The 2,968-nt window shown below is 61.6% G+C and carries 4 protein-coding genes; 1 reads left to right on the top strand and 3 read right to left on the bottom strand.

What is annotated here, in order from left to right; genetic code table 11:
• Window positions 1–297 precede the first annotated feature (297 nt).
• Window positions 298–1,053, top strand: a complete 756-nt coding sequence (locus NUW23_03885) for a DUF6062 family protein (GenBank protein MCR4425316.1) — start codon at window positions 298–300, stop codon at window positions 1,051–1,053.
• A gap of 13 nt (window positions 1,054–1,066) precedes the next feature.
• Here NUW23_03885 and rpe read toward each other — a convergent pair whose 3' ends face one another.
• The 3 genes from rpe to NUW23_03870 form a co-directional block, all read right to left on the bottom strand.
• Window positions 1,067–1,714 (bottom strand): ribulose-phosphate 3-epimerase, encoded by a 648-nt coding sequence (rpe, locus tag NUW23_03880; protein ID MCR4425315.1) that lies wholly within the window; start codon window positions 1,712–1,714, stop codon window positions 1,067–1,069.
• An 18-nt stretch (window positions 1,715–1,732) separates the two neighbouring features.
• Window positions 1,733–2,698 carry a ribosome small subunit-dependent GTPase A gene (rsgA, locus tag NUW23_03875; GenBank protein ID MCR4425314.1) on the bottom strand — a complete coding sequence of 322 codons (966 nt, stop codon included), beginning with the start codon at window positions 2,696–2,698 and terminating at the stop codon, window positions 1,733–1,735.
• A partial coding sequence (locus NUW23_03870; GenBank protein ID MCR4425313.1) for a hypothetical protein occupies window positions 2,607–2,968 on the bottom strand: 362 nt, incomplete at its 5' end. The genes NUW23_03870 and rsgA, both read right to left, overlap by 92 nt.

Genomic DNA, 2,968 nt, shown 5'->3' with positions numbered 1-2,968 from the left:
GGAGGGTTGGCTTCTCCAACCCTCCCCGGGATCTCTCTGAAGCGGCGAGACAACCAACAGGGTACTCTGTTCAGGGGAAGTCGCCCTCCCCAGCCCGCTTGTCCACCGCCACTGGCCTAGACACATTGGTTCGCATATAATGGGAGTTGCGATGGAGTTCGCACGATGAGTTTCCGCCCAGGGCCCACGGGCTAATGACTCCTACTTAAACCTTAGGTAGGAGTCTTTATGTTTCCGCGGTCGGTCCGGGACCAATGCTCGGGCCCGCCCAGTGACGCGCAAGAGGGGTGTGCAGCTGTGACTGAGTACGAATTGAGAGAGGCCATGATGGAACCGGGATGTCCAGTCTGCGGCGTCACACAGCGAGCCTTGGACACTCTCTACCGCTGGTTTGTGATAGAGACGTACAGCGAGGCCGCAATGCTTGTAGACCTGGCGGAAGGCGGGTTCTGTCCTTACCACGCATGGGAAGTCGCCAAGGTAGCGGGAAAGCGGCTGAGTGTAACTTATGAATTCCTTGTGGCCGCGGAGCTCAGGAGGATGCAGGAAGTCCTGGACGCTGCAGCTGACGCCGCACAGCTCCGCGCACGTCGCGGGTCGCGGCTCGGGAGGCTCTTGCACTGGATGCGTCACGGCACGAAAAGCCCCTTGGAGAAGGCGATCAAAGGTCTTAGTCCCAGACGTCCCTGCCCAGTATGCCGAAGGATCGAGGAAGTGGAGATCTACGCATGCACCTGTCTATCGAGAATGCTGGAGGATGAGGAAACCCGGAACCTGCTCGGTCAATCGGACGGCCTGTGTCTTCCGCACCTGAGGACGGCGCTTGGCCATGCTTCCCACCCAGCCGCGACCTTCCTCGCAGAGGATGCCGTCGGGCGCCTCGACAAGTTGCAGGAAGGCTTCCGGGAGTACTTCCGAAAGCAGGACTACCGGTACTCTGACGAGCCGAAGGGAGAGGAGCAGCACACCTGGTCCAGAGCGTCAGACTGGTTTGCGGGACAGACAAGGAGGCCGCCTCTGCTTGACGGAGGCCCGGGCGACCCCCGTCTGTGAGCGGGCCCGAATCTCACCCCTCCGCCCGCCTCAACGACACTATGGCCTCGCTCGGGTCTTTCGCACCGAAAACGAAAGACCCTGCCACCAGGACATTCGCCCCGGCGCGGGCCACAGCAGGAGCGGTGGCTGCGGAGATCCCCCCGTCCACCTGGACATCTATGTTCCGCCCTACTTGCCTCACCATCGCCGCCACGGCTTCTACCTTCCGAAGCGAGCCGGGGATGAACTCTTGGCCGCCGAACCCGGGGTTCACTGTCATCACCAACACGAGATCTGTGAGATCCAGCACGTTCTCGATGGCAGACACCGGGGTCGCGGGGTTCAGAGCGACCCCTGCCCTGGCTCCAGCCGACTTGATCTGCCCGAGCAGCCTGTGAAGGTGGTGTGTGGCTTCCACGTGCACGGTTATGCCGTCCGCACCAGCCTGGGCGAAGGCCTCTATGTGATCTTCAGGGCGGACTATCATGAGGTGCACGTCCAGAGGGAGGCGGGTGTACTTGCGCACCGCTGCCACCACCGGCTGGCCCATTGATATGTTGGGCACGAATCTCCCATCCATGACGTCGATGTGTACCATGTCCGCGGACGCAATCCGGCCGAGGTCCCGTCCGAGGTGGCCGAAATCCGCTGCAAGAATCGACGGAGCGATCTTGATCAAGGGGAGCACCTGCCTATCTCATCTGTACTGTCTTCTCTCCGCCTCCCGCAGCTCAGCCAGGAAGCGAAGATAATTCTCGTACCGCACCCGGGGCACTCTGCCTTCCTCCACTGCAGCCTTCACAGCACAGCCCGGCTCTGCGTCGTGCATGCATCCTGCGAACCGGCACCCCGTTTCCGCGGCACGAATGTCGGGAAACGTGAAGGCAAGCTCCTCGGGTTTCAGGAAATCGATGTCCAGGGCGGAGAACCCGGGAGTGTCAGCTACGAACCCCCCTGTGTCCAGCTGGATGAGACGGACTTCGCGCGTGGTGTGCCTGCCGCGTCCAATCTTGCGGCTCACGTCCCCTTCCACGAGGTTGTGCCCCGGCTGGACCATGTTCAACAGCGCAGACTTACCTGCCCCTGATGGGCCGGCAAACACGGATGTCTTGTCGCGCAACACCCCCGCGAGCGTTCTGACACCCGTCCGGGTGACCGTGCTCGTTGTGATCACAGGATAACCCACGGCGGTATAGGTCTCCCCGATCCCGCGGTAGTCGGAAGGCTTCGCGAGATCGATCTTGGTCACGCAGACAACGACATCCAGGCCGACATGCTCGACCTGAACCAGGATGCGATCAAGCAGGAAGAGGTTAGGCTCCGGACGGACTACAGATGTGACAACGATGGCCTGGTCGACATTGGCGACGTAGGGCCTGGTGAGCTGGTTTACACGGGGTAGAACCTCCTCCACCACACCTCCATGGTCTGCTTGTGACACGATCACTCTGTCGCCGACCATCACCCCGGCTTCGCTCTTCTTGACCTTCCCCCGGGCAGTGCAAACCAAGGTGCCAGCGGTCACCAGCACCCAGCACAGGCCCCCGGATATCCGTACAACCCTACCTTGCTCAGGTGTTCTGAACTCTGATGAGTCTCCCGTCCGCCCACACCTCGATCTTTCCTCGCCCGTGCACCTCAACCGTGTGCTCAATGGAGTCACCAGGCCTGTGGGATTTCGGGCCGTAGCTGATGCGCTCCCCGTAGATATCGACGACTTTGATCACGATCTCCTGAGCTTCTGGTCCGGGCTGCACCTGATACGAGACGACGAACCTCCTGGGAGAGGTATCGTCCACCCCACCACCGGCCCCGAAGGATCTCGACGCGAGAACCAAGTCCACCGGGGTGCCCCCTGAGGCCGTGGAGTAGGGCGGCGGCGTCTGCTCGACCACGGCGCCCTCCTCATAGAAGAGGTTGAATCTGGAGGTAA

The organism is Bacillota bacterium (assembly GCA_024655925.1).
Taxonomy (GTDB): domain Bacteria; phylum Bacillota; class DTU025; order DTU025; family JANLFS01; genus JANLFS01.
The sequence above is the reverse complement of the archived record's forward strand: the minus strand, read 5'-3'. Positions and strand labels throughout refer to the sequence as shown.